Source organism: Catellatospora bangladeshensis, assembly GCF_016862575.1.
Classification (GTDB): domain Bacteria; phylum Actinomycetota; class Actinomycetes; order Mycobacteriales; family Micromonosporaceae; genus Catellatospora; species Catellatospora bangladeshensis.
In genome coordinates, this window is record NZ_BONF01000001.1 from 130,298 (window position 1) to 146,903 (window position 16,606).

The 16,606-nt window shown below is 74.4% G+C and carries 14 protein-coding genes; 10 read left to right on the forward strand and 4 right to left on the reverse strand.

The window, feature by feature from the left end; translation table 11 throughout:
• Positions 1-17 precede the first annotated feature (17 nt).
• From Cba03nite_RS00595 to Cba03nite_RS00610, 4 genes are all read left to right on the forward strand, one after another.
• Positions 18-1,637, forward strand: a complete 1,620-nt coding sequence (locus Cba03nite_RS00595) for a glycoside hydrolase family 13 protein (protein ID WP_203740403.1) — start codon at positions 18-20, stop codon at positions 1,635-1,637.
• A 205-nt stretch (positions 1,638-1,842) separates the two neighbouring features.
• Positions 1,843-2,835: a LacI family DNA-binding transcriptional regulator gene (locus tag Cba03nite_RS00600; RefSeq protein ID WP_203740404.1), complete on the forward strand. Its 993-nt coding sequence runs from the start codon at positions 1,843-1,845 to the stop codon at positions 2,833-2,835.
• A 117-nt stretch (positions 2,836-2,952) separates the two neighbouring features.
• On the forward strand, positions 2,953-5,244 hold the full coding sequence (locus Cba03nite_RS00605) for a glycosyltransferase family 2 protein (protein ID WP_203740407.1): 2,292 nt from the start codon (positions 2,953-2,955) through the stop codon (positions 5,242-5,244).
• The gene (locus tag Cba03nite_RS00610) at positions 5,241-7,049 is read left to right on the forward strand and encodes a hypothetical protein (protein WP_203740409.1); all 1,809 of its coding nucleotides are present in this window, start codon (positions 5,241-5,243) and stop codon (positions 7,047-7,049) included. The genes Cba03nite_RS00605 and Cba03nite_RS00610 overlap by 4 nt, the downstream gene beginning before the upstream one ends.
• A gap of 3 nt (positions 7,050-7,052) precedes the next feature.
• On the opposite strand, the gene Cba03nite_RS00615 is transcribed toward Cba03nite_RS00610, so the two are convergent.
• On the reverse strand, positions 7,053-8,615 hold the full coding sequence (locus Cba03nite_RS00615; protein ID WP_203740412.1) for an MFS transporter: 1,563 nt from the start codon (positions 8,613-8,615) through the stop codon (positions 7,053-7,055).
• 140 nt (positions 8,616-8,755) lie between these two features.
• Here Cba03nite_RS00615 and Cba03nite_RS00620 point away from each other — a divergent pair, with 140 nt between their 5' ends.
• Both Cba03nite_RS00620 and Cba03nite_RS00625 read left to right on the forward strand, forming a co-directional pair.
• Positions 8,756-9,517 (forward strand): nucleotidyltransferase domain-containing protein, encoded by a 762-nt coding sequence (locus Cba03nite_RS00620; RefSeq protein WP_239125358.1) that lies wholly within the window; start codon positions 8,756-8,758, stop codon positions 9,515-9,517.
• Between the two features lie 126 nt (positions 9,518-9,643).
• Positions 9,644-10,570 carry a GIY-YIG nuclease family protein gene (locus tag Cba03nite_RS00625; protein ID WP_203740416.1) on the forward strand — a complete coding sequence of 309 codons (927 nt, stop codon included), beginning with the start codon at positions 9,644-9,646 and terminating at the stop codon, positions 10,568-10,570.
• A 105-nt stretch (positions 10,571-10,675) separates the two neighbouring features.
• Here Cba03nite_RS00625 and Cba03nite_RS00630 read toward each other — a convergent pair whose 3' ends face one another.
• Positions 10,676-11,608 carry an LLM class F420-dependent oxidoreductase gene (locus tag Cba03nite_RS00630; RefSeq protein WP_203740418.1) on the reverse strand — a complete coding sequence of 311 codons (933 nt, stop codon included), beginning with the start codon at positions 11,606-11,608 and terminating at the stop codon, positions 10,676-10,678.
• Positions 11,609-11,726: 118 nt separating this feature from the next.
• On the opposite strand from Cba03nite_RS00630, the gene Cba03nite_RS00635 reads away from it, so the two are divergent.
• The 4 genes from Cba03nite_RS00635 (at position 11,727) to Cba03nite_RS00650 (ending at position 14,522) form a co-directional block, all read left to right on the forward strand.
• Positions 11,727-12,584: a sulfotransferase domain-containing protein gene (locus Cba03nite_RS00635; RefSeq protein ID WP_203740420.1), complete on the forward strand. Its 858-nt coding sequence runs from the start codon at positions 11,727-11,729 to the stop codon at positions 12,582-12,584.
• A 102-nt stretch (positions 12,585-12,686) separates the two neighbouring features.
• Positions 12,687-13,010, forward strand: a complete 324-nt coding sequence (locus tag Cba03nite_RS00640; RefSeq protein ID WP_203740422.1) for a hypothetical protein — start codon at positions 12,687-12,689, stop codon at positions 13,008-13,010.
• Positions 13,011-13,193: 183 nt separating this feature from the next.
• Positions 13,194-13,907, forward strand: a complete 714-nt coding sequence (locus tag Cba03nite_RS00645; RefSeq protein WP_203740424.1) for a hypothetical protein — start codon at positions 13,194-13,196, stop codon at positions 13,905-13,907.
• Positions 13,908-14,036: 129 nt separating this feature from the next.
• Positions 14,037-14,522, forward strand: coding sequence for a GNAT family N-acetyltransferase (locus Cba03nite_RS00650; RefSeq protein WP_203740426.1), 486 nt, complete (start codon positions 14,037-14,039; stop codon positions 14,520-14,522).
• Between the two features lie 457 nt (positions 14,523-14,979).
• Here the strand turns inward: Cba03nite_RS00650 and Cba03nite_RS00655 are convergent, their stop codons facing one another.
• Together Cba03nite_RS00655 and Cba03nite_RS00660 are read right to left on the reverse strand one after the other, a co-directional pair.
• Positions 14,980-15,942, reverse strand: coding sequence for a hypothetical protein (locus Cba03nite_RS00655; RefSeq protein ID WP_203740428.1), 963 nt, complete (start codon positions 15,940-15,942; stop codon positions 14,980-14,982).
• Between the two features lie 75 nt (positions 15,943-16,017).
• A complete protein-coding gene (locus Cba03nite_RS00660) occupies positions 16,018-16,545 on the reverse strand; it encodes an orotate phosphoribosyltransferase (protein ID WP_203740430.1) in 528 nt (175 codons plus the stop codon).
• Between the last annotated feature and the right edge of the window lie 61 nt (positions 16,546-16,606).

Genomic DNA, 16,606 nt, shown 5'->3' on the forward strand with positions numbered 1-16,606 from the left:
GACGAAGGCAGGTACCCGTGTTCCACAACGACGACCGCGACTGGTGGCGTCACGCCGCCATCTACCAGGTCTACCCGCGCAGCTTCGCCGACGCGAACGGCGACGGCGTCGGCGACCTCGCGGGGATCCGCGCGAAGCTCGGGTACCTGCACGCCCTCGGCATCAACGCCATCTGGTTCAGCCCCTGGTACCCGTCGCCGATGGCCGACGCCGGCTACGACGTGGCCGACTACCGCGACATCGACCCGAGCTTCGGCACCCTCGCCGAGGCCGAGGCGCTCATCGCGGAGGCCCACGCGCTGAACATCCGCACCATCGTCGACATCGTGCCCAACCACTGCTCCGACGCCCACGCCTGGTTCCAGCGGGCGCTGGCCGAGGGACCCGGCTCGCCCGCCCGGGACCTGTTCTGGTTCCGGGCCGGGCGGGGCGAGCACGGCGAGCTGCCGCCCAACGACTGGACCTCCGTCTTCAACGGCCCGGCCTGGACCCGGGTCGCCGACGGCGAGTGGTACCTGCACCTGTTCGCCCCCGAGCAGCCCGACCTGAACTGGGAGAACCCGCTGGTCCGGGCCGAGTTCGAGGACATCCTGCGGTTCTGGTTCGACCGCGGTGTCGACGGCATCCGCATCGACTCCGCCGCCATGTGCGTCAAGGACCCCGAACTCGCCGACTTCGACCCGGCCGCGCCGCCGACCCCGCATCCGTTCGTCGACCGGGACGAGATCCACGAGATCTACCGGGCGTGGCGCGTGGTCGCCGACTCGTACGAGACGCCGCGCGCCCTGATCGGCGAGGTGTGGCTGGCCGACATCGACCGGTTCGCGCAGTACCTGCGGCCGGACGAGATGCACGCCGCGTTCAACTTCGACTTCCTCGGCTGCCCGTGGGACGCCAAGGCGCTGCGCCACTGCGTCGACGCCACCCTCGCCTCGCACGCCGGGGTCGGCGCGCCCAGCACCTGGGTGCTGTGCAACCACGACGTCACGCGTACGGTCACCCGCTACGGCCGGGCCGAGACCGGCTTCGAGCACGGTCTGCGCCAGGCCCGCCACCTGCTGCCCAGCGACGAGGCGGTCGGCCTGCGCCGGGCCCGTGCGGCGGCGCTGCTCACCCTCGCCCTGCCCGGCTCGGTGTACGTGTACCAGGGCGAGGAGCTCGGCCTGCCCGAGGTCGAGCGGCTGCCCGACGCCGCCCGGCAGGACCCGATCCACCACCGCAGCGGCGGCGTCGACCCCGGCCGGGACGGCTGCCGCGTGCCGCTGCCCTGGTCCGCCGAGGGCGCCTCGCACGGCTTCAGCCCGGACGGCGCCGCCCCCGCCTGGCTGCCCCAGCCCGGCTGGTCCCACCTCACCGCCGCCGCGCAGCAGGCCGATCCTGGCTCGATGCTGCGCCTCTACCAGGCCGCGCTCGCCATCCGCGGCAGCGAGGCGGGCCTCGGCGACGGCCCGATGACCTGGCTGGACAGCCGCGAGGACGTGCTCGCCTTCACCCGCCCCGGCGGCTTCACCTGCCTCGTCAACCTCTCCACCGACCCCGTCGACCTGCCCGCCCACACGGCTGTTCTGCTCGCCAGCGTGGACCTCGACGGCGGCCGGCTCCCGCCCGACGCCGCCGCCTGGCTGCGTACCCACTGAAAAGCCCCCGGGGCGGCGAGTTGAGCGGACTCGCCGCCCCGGGTTGAAGAGCGAAGATCGCTGGTTCGTGTCGAAACCTAAGGCAGGAGCACAGGTTTCGACACGAAACACCGATCTTGCCCCACGCTCGGCGGGAGTCCGGGCAACGCAGATCCGCGGCTCCGGCGTGCAAGTGGCTTGCATGTGAGTGTTCTACACTTGCGCGATGGCGCGGAGGCTGGCCGAGGTGGCCAAACATGTGGGGGTCAGCGAGGCCACGGTCTCGCGGGTGCTCAACGGCAAGCCGGGCATCTCCGACGCCACCCGCGCGGCGGTGCTGTCCGCGCTCGACGTGCTCGGCTACGAGCGGCCGACCAAGCTGCGCGGCGAGCGCGCCCGGCTGGTCGGCATCGTGCTGCCGGAGATGCAGAACCCCATTTTCCCCGGGTTCGCCGAGGTCATGGCCGGGGCGCTGGCCAAGCGCGGGTTCACCCCGGTGCTGTGCGCGCGCACGATCGACGGAGTGCCGGAGTCGGAGTACGTCAGCATCCTGCTGGAGCAGAACGTCTCCGGCGTGATCTTCGCCAGCGGCCTCTACCAGCAGACCCGGGCCGCGCACGAGCACTACGCCCGGCTGCGCGAGCGCGGCCTGCCCACGGTGCTGATCAACGCGACCGCGGACGGTCTGAGCTTCCCCCGGGTGTGCACCGACGAGGAGCACGCGGTCGAGCAGGCGTACGCCCACCTCGCGGCGCTCGGCCACGAGCGGATCGGCCTGGTCCTCGGCCCGCCCGACCACGTGCCGTCGGCCCGCAAGCTCGCCGCGTACCGCACCGCGCGGGCGGGCGCGGACGAGCTGGTCGCGTACGGGGCGCTGACGATGGAGGAGGGCCACGCCGCGGCGGCGCGGCTCATCGCCGAGGGTGCCACCGCGCTGATCTGCGCCAGCGACGTGCTCGCCATCGGCGCGATGCGGGCGGTGCGCCGGCTCGGCAAGCAGGTGCCGGGGGACGTGTCGGTGGTGGGCTTCGACGACTCGGGGCTGATGGCGTTCACCGACCCGCCGCTGACCACGGTGCGCCAGCCGGTCACGGCGATGGGGCAGGCCGCGGTGGCGCTGCTGATCAGCCAGATCGAGGCCGAGCAGGTGCCCGACGACGAGCTGCTGTTCGAGCCCGAGCTGGTGGTCCGCGCCTCGACCGGTCCCGTCCCGGCCTGACCCACCCCCTGCGGCGTCGTCGCGTCCGTCCCCGGCGGTCACAGCTGGGCGATAAACGCGAAAGTTTCCCCACATTGTGCACATAATGGGGCGACTCACCGAGCCGGAGGAGGCAGGGTGACACCGCGGCTCAGTGTGATCGTCCCGTTCTTCGACGTCGCCGAGTACATCGGCGACTGCCTGGAGTCGCTGCGCCGCCAGACGCTGCGCGAGCTGGAGGTCATCCTCGTCGACGACGGCTCGCGCGACGGCAGCACGGCGATCGCCGAGCGCTGCTGCGCCGCCGACCCGCGCTTCCGCATCGTCCGCCAGGAGAACCAGGGTCTGGGCCCGGCGCGCAACACCGGCGCCCGGGAGGCCGCCGGGGAGTACCTCACCTTCGTGGACAGCGACGACGTGGTGCCCGCGCACGCGTACGAGGCCATGGTCGGCTCGCTGGACCGCAGCGGCTCCTCGCTGGCGGCCGGGGGCGCGCGCCGCTTCGACGGCTCCTTCGGGGTATGGGAGTCCTGGCTGCACCGGGTGCCGTTCGCGCGCGACCGGCGCGCCTGCCACGTGCTGGACTTCCCGCCGCTGGCGCTGGACCGGATGGTGTGGAACAAGGTGTTCCGCCGCTCCTTCTGGGACGAGTTCGGCTACGCCTTCCCCGCGATCCGCTACGAGGACTACCCGGTCACGCTGCGCGCGCACCTGGACGCGGTGACCGTGGACTGCCTGTCCGCGCCGGTGTACTACTGGCGCGAGCGCGACGGCGGCGGCTCCATCACCCAGCGCCGCTACGAGTACGCCAACCTGCGCGACCGGGTCGCCTCGGCCGAGCTGGTGCTCGCCGTGGTGGACGAGCGCGCGCCCGAGCTGCGCACCCAGGTGCACCGGCACTTCGCCCAGATCGACCTGATCACGCTGGTGGAGGCGTTCGGCGCGGCGGCCGGGCCGGACACCACCGAGCTGGCGGCGCTGGGCGCGCGGCTGGCCGGGCGGCTCGACGGCCGGGTGATCGCCGGATTGTCACCCCTCGACCGGCTGCACCACCACGCGCTGCGCACCGGTGACGTGGAGCTGCTGCGGCGGCTGGCCCGGTTCCGGGAGGCGGCCGACCCGGCCCGCCCGCCCCGCGCGGTGCGCCGCGCGCTGCCGCCCTGGGCGTACGAGCTGCGCTATCCGGAGCTGGACGGGCCGCGCCGGCTGGGCCGTCTCGCGTCCCGCGCGCTCTACCTGCACACCACCGTGACCGGGGTGGACTGGCAGGATGGGGACCTGGCCGTGACCGGCACTGCGGAGATCCGGCACCTGCGCATGGACGAGCGGGCGGCGGTCCGGGTGACGCTGCAGTGCGGGAACGCGCCGGGCACGCCGCTGCCGGTGACGCGTTCGATCGCGGTCGACTCGCACGGCGAGCGCAGCCGGTGCGGGTTCGCCGTACGCATCCCCGGACCGGTGCTGGCCCGTCTGGCCACCGGCCGCCCCGCACACCTGCACGTCGAGGTCACGCACGGCCGGGTACGCCGCCGGGGCGTGCTGCGCCACCTGCGCGCGGGCAACGCCGAGACGGCCGCGGGCGGGTGGATCAGCGGCACCGGCTGGCTGCAGCCCTACGCCGGGCCCGACGGGCGGCTGCTGCTGCGCCACGAGCGCGACCCCGGCCGGCTCACCTCGGCATCCATCCGCGACGGGCTGCTGGTGCTGGCCGGGCGGCTGCCGCCGGACGCGGGCGGCCGGCTGCACCTGTCCGGCCGGTGGGGCGGGCCCAGGCCGCTGCCCTGCGAGGTCCGCCCGGCCGCGGGCGGTGCCGCGTTCACGGTCCGGCTGCCGCTGTCCCGCCTCCACGCCGACAGGGCGCCCGACGATCCGGTCACCGGGCTGACGCTGTGGCCGATCGAGATCACCCGGAGCGGCCGCCCGCTGCTCGCGACCGGGCTGCACGAGACCGTCGGCTGCCTGCACGACGGCCGCCTCTACACGGTCGGCAGGGGCGCCGAGGGCCGGGCCGTGCTCGCCGAACGGCCGCCGCGCCTCCTGGTCGACGAGGCCGTGCTGCGCGACGACCGCACCGTCGCCGCCGGAGGCCGGCTGTGGGTGCCCGCGGACGGGATCACCGTGGTCTGGCGCGGCACCGGCCCCACCCGCGGCACGCCCGATCTGGCCTGCACGGTGTCGACCGGCGGAGGCCGCTGGAGCGCCGTCACCGCCTGGCGCGACTTCCTGGCTCACAGCGCCGGGGACGGGGAGTGGACGCTGTTCGCGCAGCCGGCCGACGGGATCGCGTACCCGGTGGTGGTCGACGGTTTCCTGGCCGGGCGCAGCGCGGTGACGCTGCGCGCGGGCCGGGTCGAGCTGGTGCTGCGCCCGCTGGCCGACCGGCTGCAGGTCGAGGTGCACGAGGAGGCGGCGGGAGGGGCGGCGCCATGACCGACACCCGCTCCGGCCCGGCGGACGCGCACCTCGTCGACCTCGCCGTCCCGGCCGGCCGCCGGGCCGCGACCGGCGCCGACGCCGCCTGCACCGGGGCTGTGCTGCGGCGGCTGCTGCGCGACGTGCTGCCGCCGGACGCCCGGGTGCTGGCCGCCGGTCCGCACGCCCCCGACGTGATCGCCCTGGTGGCCAGGCACGCCGCGCACACCACCGTGCTGGTGGGCGAACCGGAGCAGGCGCGTGAGCTGGCAGCGGTGTACCCGGCGGGCGTGGACGTGCGGGTCGGCGCGGTCGGCGGCGCCGCCGAGCACGTTCCGTTCGACGCGGTGCTGGCGCTGGACGGCCTCGACCACGTGCCGGGCCTCGACGGCCAGGAGCCCTGGATCCACCGGCTCCACCTGCTGATCGCGTACGCGACGGGAGCGCCGCAGCAAGGGCTGCCCGCCGGCCGCCGAGGGCCGGACGGGGATCGCCCCCCACCGCCGGACGGCGCCGTGCCGGATTCCGCCGAGGCGGCTGGAGCCGTCATGCCGCGAGTCAAGCCGGTGCTCGTGGTGGGCTGCCTGAACGCCTTCTCGCTGGTCGGGCTGCTCGACGCGCGCCCTCCGGGGCAGCGTCCGGTGGTCCGGGGAGCACCACGCGCGGCACGCGACGGGGCGGCGCCGCCCGGATCGCCCGCCGCGCTGGCGGCCGCGCTGGACGCGGCCGGGGTGCTCCCGGGCACGCTGTACGCCGCCTTCGGGCCCGACGGCATGCCGCACACGCTGCTGGACACCGCGCTGACCGTGGACGCCGACGGGTTCGCGGCCCGTGCCGCGATACGGGGCATGGAGGCGGCCGCGCGCGACCTGCCGCTGGTCAGCCCGATCGGCGGGGCGGCCGCCGCGGCGGCGGACGCCGGGCTGCTGGCCGCGCTGCCCGAGCGCTGGCTCGCCGTGTCCGGCGCCCGCGGCCGCCCGCTCTACACCCGGGGCGGGGGCGACCTGGCCGTCGCGGCCGAGCCGGAGCCGGACGGCTGGCGGCTCACGCCGGTGGCCGACCCACCTGCCCCGGGACGGGCCGTGCCGGATCCGGGCCCGTCGCCGCTGGGGGCGTCGGCGGCGGCCGTGCCGGAGCGGGTCCCCGAGGGCGAGACCGTCGAGCGGCTGCTGCGGCGGCAGGCCGCGACGGGTGACGTCACCGCCGTGCGGGTGCTGGCCGCGGAGCTGGGCGCGTGGCTGCGGGCGTACCACGTGGACCGGCCGGATGCGCTGGTCTGCCTGGACGACCTGGTGCCGGACGGGCCGGACCTGGTGCCGGGGGTGCTGGGCCGGGTCTGGGGCGAGCCGGTGGGCTCCGGCGAGGTGCTCGCGGCGGCCTGGCACCGCTGGCACGAGCGGCTGGCCGCGGCGGGCGGGGAGCATCCGTGGCCGCCGTGGATGAGCGCCGACGACCTGGTCGCGGTGTGGCTGGACGCGGCCGGCGAGCCGCCCGCGCCCGAGATCCTGGCGCAGGGACGGCGCATCGCCGCCGCGCTGCGGGAGGCCGAGGGGCCGCCGACGGCACCGGCGGACCTGCGTACCGCGCTGGCCGCCGCAGCGTCGGCGGGGGAGCACACCGCGCAGCTGTCCGCGCACATCGCGGGGCTGACCCGGACCCTGCAACTGCGCGACGAGCAGCTGCGGGTCCGCGAGGAGCGCATCCGCGCGCAGCGTGCGGAGCTGCGCCGCATCCGCGGCTCGCGCAGCTTCCGCCTGGTGCGGCTGCTGCAGCGGCCCCGGGAGCTGGCCCGCGCGCTCGCCCGCCGCCTGCACCTGCGCTGAGTCTCAGGATCGGAGCTGGTACGAGGCGAGCAGCCGGTCCTCCTCCGCATGCCTCGGGTACGCGAGCGCGACCAGCACGATGCCGATCACGATGGCCAGGGCCGCGGCCGAGTACGCCCAGCGGTCGCCCGCCAGGAACGCCTCCCGCGCCGCCTGCACGATCTGCGTGGCGTACTCGGGGTAGCGCTGCGCGGTGTCGGCGGCGCTGGAGAAGGACTTCTGCAGCTCCGCCTCGGTCGCCTGGCTGACCTGCTGCGCGTCGGGCGACTGCTGGATCTGCGCGGCGAACGACCGGGCGTACCCGGCGGTCAGCAGCGCGCCGAGCAGCGACTGCATGATCGCGCCGCCCAGGTCGCGCTGCAGGTCGGCGGTGCCGGAGGCCATGCCGGCCCGCCGCACCGGCACCGAGCTGGTCAGCGCCCGCGACGCCGGCGTCCCGGCGAACCCGATCCCGGCCCCGACCAGCGCGTACGCCAGCCCGACCCGCCAGTACGGGATGCCCTCCCGCCACAGCAGCAGCATGGCGAGGAAGCCCAGCAGCAGGAACGCGTACCCGCAGAGCAGGGTGAACCGGGAGCCGTGCCGCTCGACCAGCCGCGCCGAGTGCGCCGCGACCATCGTCATCAGCAGCGGCGAGGGCAGGATCGCGGCGCCGGACTGCAAGGTGCTGTAGCCGAGCACGTTCTGCAGGAACTGCTGCCCGATGAACAGCGATCCCATCAGCGAGCCGAACACGATGACCCCGGCCAGCGCCGCCACCCAGAACGTGCGCCGCGCCGCCACGTCCAGGTCGTACAGCGGGTTGGGGGCGCGGCGCTGGCGCAGCACGAACGCGGCCGCGGCGGCGAGGGCGATCACGAACAGCCCGGCCACGGCCGCCCCCGCGCCCGGGGTGGGCGCGAAGTTGACCCCCAGCACCAGCGCCGCGACGAGCAGCACGGACAGCACGCCGCCGAGGTTGTCGACGGGCTCGGTGGTCTCGTTGACGTGCGCGGGGATGACACGCCACGCGAGCAGCAGCGCCACCAGCGCCAGCGGCAGGGTCAGCAGGAAGACCGAACCCCACCAGAACCACTGCAGCACCAGGCCGGCCAGCAGCGGCCCCGTAGCCGAGATCGCCCCGCCGATGGCCGACCACAACGCGATCGCCCTGGTCCGCCGCGCGCCCGACCACAGCGCCGTGATGAGGGCGAGGGTGGTGGGGTAGGCCATGCCCGCGGCGAGCCCGCCCAGGACACGCGACAGCACCAGCATCACGTCGGACACCGAGAACGCGGCCAGCAGGCAGGCCGGGACGGACAGGCCCACGCCGGTGATCAGCAGCAGCTTGCGGCCGTGGCGGTCGCCGACGGCGCCGAGGTAGAGCACCGAGGCGGCCAGGCCGAGCGAGTAGCCGACCGCGACCAGGTTCAGCATGGTCTGCGAGGAGTCGAACGCGCGGCCGATCGACGGCAGGGCGACGTTGGCGACCGACAGGTTCAGGTTCGCCACCCCGGCGACCAGGATCAACGTGCCCAGCACCAGCGACTGGCGCGCCGGGGCGGTGCCGGGCGGCGTGGCCGTCATCCCGCGAGCCTCCCCTGTCGGTGGGTACCTCCCAGGCTATGCCGACACAAGGCGCTTACTTCGTGAATCGTCCTGTTCGGTATGCCGGGCCCGGCACGCGTGATCGGGGCGGCGGATGGCCCGCCGGTAGCATCGCGGCCGTGGTGGAGCTTCTCGCGCAGCGGCTGGCGGCGGTGCCGGGTGTGGTCGGCGTCGTGCTCGGCGGCAGCCGCGCCCGCGGCGAGCACCGGCCGGACAGCGACACCGACCTCGGCGTTTACTACCGCGCCCGGCTCGATGTCGATGCGCTGCGGGCGCTGGCCGCCGAGGTGGCGGCCGAACACGACGTGTACGCCCCCGGCGACTGGGGTCCCTGGGTCGACGGCGGCGCCTGGCTCACCGTGGACGGGCGCGCCGTCGACTGGATCTACCGGGACCTCGACCGGGTGCACGGCGTGTGGGCGGACTGCCGGGCGGGCCGGTACACGGTCGAGCGGCAGGCAGGGCACCCGCTCGGCTTCTACAGCCACGCGTACGCGGGCGAGCTGGCGCTGTGCCGGGTGCTGGCCGATCCGTCCGGGGAACTCGCCGCGCTGCGCGAGCAGACCCGGCGTTACCCGGCCGCACTGGGAGATGCACTGGTCGCGGGCCTGTGGGAGGCGGAGTTCTCGATCGCCGGGGGCCGCAAGGCACCGGACGACCGGGTGTACGCCGCCGGGTGCGTGTTCCGCGCGGTCGGGGTGATGGCACAGGCGCTGCACGGCCGGGCCGGGCGCTGGACGATCAACGAGAAGGGCCTCGTCGCGTCCGCGGCCCGGCTGCCGCTCGCGCCGGCCGGCTTCCGCGAACAGGCCGAAGCCGCCCTGTCCGACCTGGACGCGGCCGCGGAGCTGCTCGAACGTGTCCGCGCCGCAGTAGCCTGACCCGCCGAGCCGCCACCGGGCGGTCGCTTGCCGCGGCGTCGGCGCAGACGCCGCTGGAGGTTGAGAAGGTGCCCTTCCTCTACGTATTGCGTTAAGAAGGTGCCCTTCCTTTCGGATGGAGGCGGTGTGGAGGCGGGCGGGGTGCGGGCCGCGGTGCGGGCGCTGCCACGGGAGCCGGGGGTGTACCGGTTCCGCGACGGGCGTGGCCGGGTGCTCTACGCGGGCCGCGCGGTGGAGCTGCGCCGCCGGGTCGGCTCGTACTGGCGCGACCTCGGCGACCGCCCGCACCTGGCGCGTATGGTGCGCGCGGTGGCCCGGATCGAGGCGGTGGTGTGCGAGTCCGAGCATGAGGCGGCCTGGCTGGAGCGCAACGTGCTGGAGCATCGGATGCCGCCCGCCAACCGGGTCCCCGGCGGGCTGGAGTCGCCGGTGCACATCCGTCTGGACCTTTCCGCCGCGGCGCCGGGGCTGAAAGTCGCGCATGTGCCCACGCCGCGCCGGGAGACGGTGTGGTTCGGTCCTTACCTGGGCGGGCAGCGGGCACGCACCGCCGTCGCCGCACTGCACCGTGCCTTCCCGCTGCACTACACCGGGACCGGGCTCACCGTCGCGGAGAGGGAGATGGCGCAGGCGCGCGGTGTCGGGCCGGGGCAGCGCGCGGACCTCGCCCTAGCCGTGCGGGCGGTGCTCGAACGGGAGCCGGGCGCGGTGGCGGCGCTGCGGGCCGAGCTGATCCGGCGCCGTCAGGCCGCCTCGGACGAGGCCGCGTACGAGCTGGCCGGGCGCATCCAGGCCGAACTCGAAGCGCTGGAGTGGACGGTCGCGCCGCAGCGGGTGACCGTGTCCGCGGCGTACGACCTCGATGTGTCCGGCTGGCACGAGGGTGTGCTGGTCACCTTCACCATCAGGGGCGGCCGGATGCTGGACTGGCGGCAGCGCGCGTGCTCGCCCCGCGCCGCCGCCCCACACCTCGCCGCGACCCCGCCGGAGTGGCACGCCTTCGCGGCCCGCAACGCCGCCCTGGCCGCGACGCTCGCCGCGCACACCGCCTGAACCGGCCGCAGTTTCGGGGAAACCGCGGCCTCCAGCCGCCTCGTTCCTGCACTTCCCCCGAAACTGCGGGCAGGCTTCGGCTGAGGGTCAAGCAGGTGCCCTTGTTTACGAGAGCTCAGGGGCGACCTCGGCGGCGACGAGTTCCAGGTGGTCGAGGTCGGTGAGGTCGAGGAACTGCAGGTAGATGCGCTCGGAGCCGGTCTCGGCGTAGCGGCCGATCTTGTCGGCGATCTCAGCGGGGGAGCCGGTCAGGCCGTTGGTGCGCAGCTCGTCCTCGGCGCGGCCGATGGCGGCGGCGCGGCGGCGGACCTCCGCGTCGGTCCGGCCGCAGCACACGACCAAGGCGTTGGACAGGCGCAGGGTGCCCGGCTCGCGGTCGAGCCGGAGGCAGGCCTGGCGCACGCGCTCGAACTGCGCCGCGCTGTCCTCGACGCTCGCGAACGGCATGTTGAACTCGTCGGCGAAGCGTGCCGCGAGCACCGGGGTGCGCCGCTTGCCGCCGCCGCCGAGCAGGATCGGCGGGTGCGGCCGCTGCACCGGCTTGGGCAGGGCGGGGGAGCGGGTGACCGTGTAGTGCTTGCCGTGGAAGTCGAAGCTGCCCCCGGCGGGGGTGTCCCACAGCCCGGTGATGATCTGCAGCTGCTCGCCCAGCCGGTCGAAGCGCTCGCCGACCTCGGGGAACGGGATGCCGTACGCCTCGTGCTCCGCGGTGAACCAGCCCGCGCCCAGCCCCAGCTCGACGCGCCCGCCGCTCATCGCGTCCACCTGCGCCACGCTGATCGCCAGCGGCCCCGGGTAGCGGAACGTGGCGGCCGTCATCAGCGTGCCCAGCCGGATGCGGCTGGTGTCGCGGGCCAGGCCGGCCAGCGTGATCCAGGCGTCGGTCGGCCCGGGCAGCCCGCTGACGTCGCCCATCTTCAGGTAGTGGTCGGACCGGAAGAACGCGCCGTAGCCCGCGTCCTCGGCGCAGCGGGCGACGGCGAGCAGCTGTTCGTAGGAAGCACCCTGCTGGGGTTCGGTGAAGACGCGCAACTCCATGATCGCCAGCTTAGATGGGTCCGGCGGGCGGCGGCCCCTTGTCTGTCAGTTAACAATGTTGCAAGAATGCGTCTTCGAAATGTCTCGATCTTCGCCGCACGGTCCAGGGGGTCGCCGCGTGCTGCTCGTCTACTCCGGCCGGCACAAGGCCGCCTCCAGCTGGTCCCGGGCCATCCTGCGGGAGGCCTGCGGGCTGCTGGGCCTGAACATGGTCACCGTGATCGCGCCGGAGCAGTGGGCGCCGTACGGCTCGCTGGCCGAGCTGGTCCGCCAGGAGCGGGTCGACCTGCTGTCGCTGACCAACATCCAGCAGAAGCACTACGAGACGCTGCCGCCCCGGCGCACGGTGAACGTCATCCGCGACCCGCGCGACATCATCGTCTCCGGCTACTTCAGCCACCGCAACACCCACGCCGTACAGGCGCTCGGGGTGACCTGGCACGAGCTGCCCGAGCACCGCAGGCGCCTGCGGGAGCTGGACGTGGCGGACGGGATGCTGGAGGAGATCGAGTTCAGCGGTTACTTCCTCGACCACATGAACACCTGGGACTACCAGCAGCCGGAGGTCCTGGAGCTGCGCATGGAGGAGCAGATCGGCGACCAGGTCGCGGTCTGGGCGCGCATCTTCGACCACTACGGGCTGCTGGTGCCGCCCGGGGCCGTCGGCGAGTGGGTCCGCATGGCCGCGGTGCGCTGGCGGCTGGGCGCGCTGGGGGAGCCCGGCCGGTGGCGCCGCGCGCTGCCCGCGCCCGCGCTGCGACGGCTGCCGCGGTCGTACGTGCCGCACACGGTGGGCCGGCACACCTTCACCCGGCTGTCCTATTCGGATCGGCGGCCCGGCGAGGTCGACGAGATGAACCACTACCGCAAGGGCGTGCCGGGGGACTGGCGCAACTACTTCACCGAGCGTCACCGGGCCGCCTTCCGGGCCCGGTACGGCGACCTGGCGGAGCGGCTCGGCTACCCCGCCGACTGAGCGCAGCCCCGGGAGCGCCCGCGCCGGCCTCGGCATGCGGTGGAATGTGGTGTCGATCACTCCGGATGCGACTGTCGCCCGGAGAGGGTAGGTTTTCGTTTCGTGACATTCAGCGCGTTCACCGGTCCGATCCGGTGGGTTGCGCGCCTCTCCGCGCGGTTGCTGACCGCGCTGGCCCTGATGAGCCTGCTGCTGGCCCCGGCCGCGGCCCGGGCAGCCGAGCCCGCCCCGCAGCCGCGCGCCGAGCAGTCGGCCGTCACCGCGAGCGTCCAGGAGGAGCGGGCGCCGTCCGCCCGCCCGGCCGCCGCCGTCCACCCCGGATGCCTCGGCGACGCCGAGACCGTCCGGCCCCTCCCGGTCGCCGCCGAGCCGTCCGGCTCGGTGACCCCCGGGACGCGCGGCTGCCGCGCTCCGCCCGCGCGGTAACGGCCTTCCGTCGAGTTCGCGGCGTTCCGCCGGTTTCGTTCCCGCGCTCTCCGGTGATGACACCGGTATGCCGCCGACCGACGTCCCCCTCCGGGCGCCCGCCCGTGCGCCGTAACACCCTTCCCTCTTCGTGACGTGTCCCCGCCGTCGCGCCCACCCCTCAGCCACCCCGAGGTGTTGATCATGAACGTTGTCCTGGACATCTTCTGGCACGACCTGCCGAGCGCCGTGCTCGCCTGGTCCCTGCTCGCCCTGCTGGCCGCCGTGGCGATCGGCGTGCTCGCCGCGTACACCCGCCAGGCCGAGCCGCAGCCCGCCGGCCCCGCCCCCGAGCTGCTGGAGCAGCAGACGATGCTCTCCGAGTACGCCCAGACGCTGGCCCGCAAGGCCCGGGAGGCGAGCGCGGCGGCCGAGCGCGCCGCCGTGACGGCCCGGCGCCGCCGGGAGGAGTGGCTGGCCGCGCAGGAGGTGGCCGAGCGCGCGTGGCAGCACTACGACGAGGCCGACTCGCAGGCCCGCCGGGTGCTGACCGCGTCGGCGCTGCCGCTGCCGCGCACCCCGCAGACCCCGGCCGAGTACGCCTTCCGCGAGCGCTACCTGCACCGCTCGGCGATGTCGGCGTGCTCGCACAACCGGATGTCGCCGCTGGAACTGAGCGACGCGCTGGCGCACCGCCGCGGCTGGGACCCGCGCCGCCACCCGATCGAGCAGGAGGCGGTGCTGACGAAGGTGGCCCGGGCGTCGCTGCGCACCGCGTACCGCCGCGCGTCGGAGGCGGAGAAGCAGGCGTGGCTGGCCACGGAGGCGGCGACCGCCGCGGCCCAGTCCCTGCGTTCGGCCGCGCACACCGCCCAGATGCGCGCCCGCCGCGCGAGCCGCCGGGTGACCCCTGCCTGACCGGCTCCTCCGCTCCAGGACCGAGGCTCCCGCCACGTCGTGCAGACGACCTGGCGGGAGCTTTGCTCGTGTGGGGCGGGGAGGTTATGGCGTCGCGTGGCGGAGCGGGCGGCCGGTAGGGTCCGAGACATGATCATTCGTGAGGCGACCGGCCGGGACTGGCCGTCGATCTACCCGTTCTTCCGGCAGATCGTCGCGGCGGGCGAGACGTACGCGTTCCCGGAGGGCATGGACGTGGACCAGGCCCGCCCGTGGTGGATGGAGCAGCCGCCGGGCCGGACCGTGGTCGCCGTCGACGGGGACACCGTGCTCGGCTCGGCCAAGATGGGGCCTAACCGCCCCGGGCGCGGCGCGCACATCGCCACCGCCAGCTTCATGGTCGATCCGGCGCACGGCGGGCGCGGCGTGGGCCGGGCGCTCGGCACGCACATGATCGAGTGGGCGCGGTCCGCGGGCTATCACGGCATTCAGTTCAACGCGGTGGTCGAGACCAACGCGGCGGCGGTGCACCTGTGGCAGGCGATCGGCTTCGAGATCCTCGCCACCGTCCCGGAGGCGTTCGCGCATCCCGTGCACGGCCGCGTCGGGCTGCACGTGATGTACCAGCGGCTGTAGCCGAAACCGCCCATCCGGTCACGATCCCGTTGTGCAACCTACACGAATGGGGTGAATCGCGCGGCGGCGAAGGGCGGTGCGGTGCGGAATCCGTGCCCACCGGGCGAGCGCGGAGCGTGTATGGCTGATTACGTTCAGTGAAAAAATCTTGAGTTTGCCCTGGACGGAGCCCTGTAGGCCGACGTAGCGTGTTCACCAGTGGCGCGACGCTCGATGAAGGCCCCAGGGGTCCCAGCGGGCCGGCCCGGACGGAGATGTTCCGTCAGGAGGCGCCGAGCGAAGTGCACAGGGGGATGGGTGGACAGATGCCGTTGGGGGACGGCGTCCACCCGGACAGTGAAAGGCCGGCGGTCGCTAACGGGGGTGAGCGACCGCCGGCCGCACTGTCACCAATGCAAGGAAGGGCACCTTCTTAACGCTATGCGTAGAGGAAGGTGCCCTTCTTAACGTCTGCCGGTCAGCGGGCCGGTGGCGACGGCCGTGGCGTCGCGGTCACGGCGATCTGCGAGGTCAGCCGCTCCGCCTCGGCGGCCCGCCTTCGCCACTCCGCCCGCACCAGGTCCAGGTCGGCGCGGTGCGCGGCCTCCCATTCGTCGAGCCACCAGGACACCAGCCGCATCGCCGCCGTGTACGACGGCATCCGGCACGCGGCGTCGTCGGCAAACACGCCGGTCATCTCGTCCTCGGCGGCCCGCCAGGCGGCGGTGGCCGGACGGCCGCTAATCGGAGCGTCCGCCGTCCGCAGCCCCCAGTCGCGGAACAGGAAGTCGTCGCGGCCGTTCCAGTCCACCTGGTGACCGCGCTCCCGCATGCACGGCGCGTAAAGCAGCCGGCCCGCCAGCACCAGCGGGTTCGCGTCGATCCGCTCGGAGAGACCGGGCAGCGAGCTCAGCTGGTCCGTGCCGGCGGGCCGGTCGGTATCGTGGTACTCGCGGTAGTCGAACGGCCCGCGGCACGCGTTCGAGGCCGCGATCCAGGTCTCCTGATCCACCCCGGGCGGCAGCAGCGGCAAGCCGTAGTCGTAGCCCGGCGGGGCGTACGCCGACGCGATCACGTTGAGCGCGAAGCGGCGGCCGTGCTCGGTGACCGAGTCGAGCACGGTCGCGCCGCCGGTGCCGTAGCCGACGTCGGCGTCGGTGAAGCCCTCGTAGAGGCTGAAGTACGGCGCGACGGTGTACGGCAGCCCGCGCTCGCGCATGCAGTTGGCCATGCCGCCCTCGACGCGGTGGTAGTTGAGCAGCTCGTTGGCGCGCTGCTCGGCGACCGAACCGTTGATCCGCACGATCAGCGCGTCCAGCCGCGCCGCCGTCGCCGCGAGGTCGAAGGCCGTTCCGCGGTACACCGCGTACCCGGCACCCGCGGCCAGCAGCACGAGCACGCTCACGATCGCGATGAGCCTCCGCCGCGTCAGCCGGATCATCCCCCGCCCCCTCCTCGACCGAAGTCAGCGGTGTGAATGTAGCGTCCGGCGCGGCGGATGGCCGTCCCGTCGCCGTCAGCCGCGGGCGGCGTCCAGATCGGAGCGGGTCAGCAGGGCGCGCAGGGTGATGCCGTCGGCGGCGAGCGCGGCGGCGCCGCCCTCCTGCCGGTCGATCACGCACAGTGCGCTGTCGATCGTCGCGCCCAGCTCACGCAGCTGCCGGGTGGAGATCGCGATCTGGCCGCCGGAGGTCACCACGTCCTCCACCACCAGCACCTGCCGCCCGGCGATCTCGGCGCCCTCGGCGAGCTTCGCGGTGCCGTACGCCTTGGCGGTCTTGCGGACGAACGCGCACGGCAGTCCGGTGTGCCGCCCCAGCGCGGTGACCACGGCGATGCCGCCCATCTCCAGCCCGGCGAGCACCTGCGTGCCCGGCGGGACCAGCGCCGCCATCCGCCCGGTGAGCGCGTCGAGCAGGAGAGGGTCGGCTTCGAAGCGGTACTTGTCGAAGTATTCGGTCGCGGTGCGACCGGACCGGAGCAGGAACTCGCCGCGCAGGCGGCATCGGGCGTCGACCTCACGGGCCAGCTCGGCAGGCGTCACAGGCGATCATCCTGGCATGCCTCGCGCACTTTCGGGGAAACTGCACAATCGAAGCGTCTCT